2 protein-coding genes and 1 pseudogene are annotated in these 2,635 nt (G+C 70.2%); 2 read left to right on the top strand and 1 reads right to left on the bottom strand.

Features of this window, described 5'->3' with window-relative positions; genetic code table 11:
* The coding region (locus FUT87_RS24035) for a hypothetical protein (RefSeq protein ID WP_222617263.1) at positions 1 to 294 on the top strand (294 nt) is incomplete at its 5' end.
* A 117-nt stretch (positions 295 to 411) separates the two neighbouring features.
* Here FUT87_RS24035 and rpoN read toward each other — a convergent pair.
* Positions 412 to 1,815, bottom strand: coding sequence for an RNA polymerase factor sigma-54 (gene rpoN / locus FUT87_RS24030; RefSeq protein WP_221210973.1), 1,404 nt, complete (start codon positions 1,813 to 1,815; stop codon positions 412 to 414).
* A gap of 566 nt (positions 1,816 to 2,381) precedes the next feature.
* Here rpoN and FUT87_RS24025 point away from each other — a divergent pair.
* Positions 2,382 to 2,635 (top strand): annotated as a pseudogene (locus FUT87_RS24025) (AI-2E family transporter); the annotation flags it as partial.

The following is a 2,635-nucleotide window of genomic DNA, read 5'->3' as shown; positions in this document are numbered from 1 at the left end:
CAGGCGCCGGTCGCGCCGGGCACGCAGGCGCCCGACGCGCAGCCACAGCACCAGGAGGATATGCAGCTGCCGCACGAACGCGACCAGAGCGTGCGCGGCGACTCGACCGGCAGCCACGGCACCGGCGCCGCGGGCGAGCGCCAGCGCGAAGTCATGGGCCAGGCGGGCGACGACCTCAAGCAGGGACAGGTCGACACCGACCTGCGCACCACGCCCGGCCTGGATGCCGAGCGCCGCGACCGGCTGGTCCCCGGACCGGCGCCCTCCGGCCCGACGCGCCGCGGCGGCGGCTGACCACCGCCCCGCGCTTCCACGGCGCACCGCGCGCCCCCACGCCATGCGCCAATGAAAACAGGGCCTCTTCGGGCCCTGTCCTTGTCTCCATCGCGCCTCGGGATTGATCGTCGGTCGTCAGCTGTGCTGGCGGCGCCGCTCAACGGCGTCGATGCGCAGCATCTGGCGGTACTTGGTCACCGTGCGCCGCGCCACCACCAGGCCCTGGCGGGCCAGCTGGCGCGTGATCTCGGCGTCGGACAGCGGGTTCTCGGGCCGCTCGGCCTCGATGATGTCCTTGATCAGCCCGCGGATCGCCGTGCCGGAGCAGGCGCTGCCGTTGCTGCTCACGATCGCGCGGGAGAAGAAGTACTTGAGCTCGTACACGCCGGTGGGCGTCGCCAGGTACTTGTTGTTGGTCACCCGCGAGACGGTCGATTCATGGATGCCGACCTCGTCGGCGATCTCCTTGAGCCCCAGCGGCTTCATCGCCATCGCGCCGAACTCGAGGAAGTGGCGCTGCCGGCGCACGATCGCGCTGGCCACGTCCAGGATGGTCGAGAAGCGCTGCTCGATGTTGCGCATCGTCCAGCGCGCCTCCTGCAGGTGGTTGGCCATCTCGGCATGGCCCTGCTGGCGATGACGCTGGAACAGCTCCGCATAGACCTGGTTCATCCGCACCTTGGGAATGACCGCCGGATTGAGCTGCACCCGCCACTGGCCGCGCACCTTGGTCGTCAGGACGTCCGGCACGATGTAGGCGGCCTGCGTCGTCTCGTAGCGCCAGCCCGGCCGAGGATCGAAGCGGCGCAGCTTCAGGCAGACCGCCTCCGCTTCCGCCACGCTGACATCCAGCAACTGCGCCAGCGCCGGAATGTCGCGCGAGGCCAGCAGGTTCAGGTGCTGGGTGATGATGCGCTCGGCCAGCCGGCGGCTGCGGGCGTCCTCGATCTTGGGCAGCTGCAGCAGCAGGCATTCCGCGACGCTGCGCGCGCCCACGCCCAGCGGGTCCAGCGCCTGCACGCGCTTGAGCGCGATCTGCATCTCTTCCAGCGCCACCGGCGGTTGCATCTGGGCCACCGCGGCCAGCTCCTCCAGCGAGCTGCGCAGGTAGCCGTCGTCGTCGACCGATTCGGCCACGATGGTGGCCAGCACCAGGTCGCGCGGCGACAGCCGCAGCACGTTGAGCTGGCTGCGCAGGTGCTCGCGCAGGCAGGTCTGCGCGGCGGTCATCTCGAGCGCGCTGAGTTCGCCGTCTTCGGCGCGGCGCATCGAGCCGGAGCTCTCCGCGCGCCAGATCTCGCGATCGTCCGGCAGCGGCTCCGGGGTTTCGGCCATCACCGGCGACGGCGCCACCGGCACGTCGGCGTCCAGCGGCAGGGCTTCATCCGAGCCCTCGGTGACTTCGAGGAAAGGATTGCGCCCCAGCATGTCGGTGACCATGGTGGAGAAATCCAGCGAGGACATCTGCAGCAGCCGCACGGCATGCTGGAGGCGAGGCGACAGTGTCTGCGACTGCTTGTGCTCGTGCCTGAGTTCCATTGCTCCCACTTGTGAGACTCCTGTCCGGTAGAGGATGAAACTACCCGCAACCGGTTCCGGAGGTCCCCGCCACGGAGGACGGGAACGGGTTGCAGGCAGTGCCGGCGAACCGGCCTGATGGTCCTTCTGCGCAAGGACATGCCACCTCGCCGCGACGGTTTCACATCGCGGAGCCGGCGTCATCCGGCGTGCCTGCCCGAACGCCGCAAACCCACTGGGCACGGGGCCTGCCGGCGAATTGGCCGGACGCAACGGCGATCTCGGATTCATCGCTCGCGCGCCGGTCCGCGGCGTCCCGCAAGGTCGCGGGCCCTCTTTCACCGGCTCGATCGAGCAAGGCTTTCGGCACCGTTTACCGATGGCCGGCGTGGTCGTGCCTGCTCGCTAGCGCGCCATTCCGGTCCCGTGGGCGGGTAACCACCCGTACCGTGCCCGGGTCCCGCGTGCCCTCGGGTCGTGGACGCGAGCGGCACGACGGCTGGCCCGGGGCTTGCTTCGAGCGTCCGACAGCCCCGTCCCTCCGTCATCCTTACATCTTGCGAGCCGCCACCCTGCCCCCGACCACGATGCGCCGCTGGGCGACGCGGGGCCTCCTCTTGATCGCGCTGGTCTTCCTGTTGAAGGAAGCGAGCGCCATCGTGCTGCCGGTCCTGGTGGCCTTGATCCTCACCTTCGTGCTGGCGCCGGCCGTGCGGACGATGCGGCACCATGGCATGCCCGAATCGGTGAGCGCCGCGATGCTGGTGACGACCGTGGTGGGCTGCAGCGTGCTGAGCGTGGCGCTGCTCGCGGAGCCCGCGGCGCAATGGTGGCAGCGCGC

This window comes from Mitsuaria sp. TWR114 (genome assembly GCF_007997345.1).
The sequence above is the reverse complement of the archived record's forward strand: the minus strand, read 5'-3'. Positions and strand labels throughout refer to the sequence as shown.

Excerpts from the sequence above, each read along its gene's own strand:
- rpoN (WP_221210973.1), bottom strand. The coding sequence starts at position 1,815 with ATGGAACTCAGGCACGAGCACAAGCAGTCGCAGACACTGTCGCCTCGC.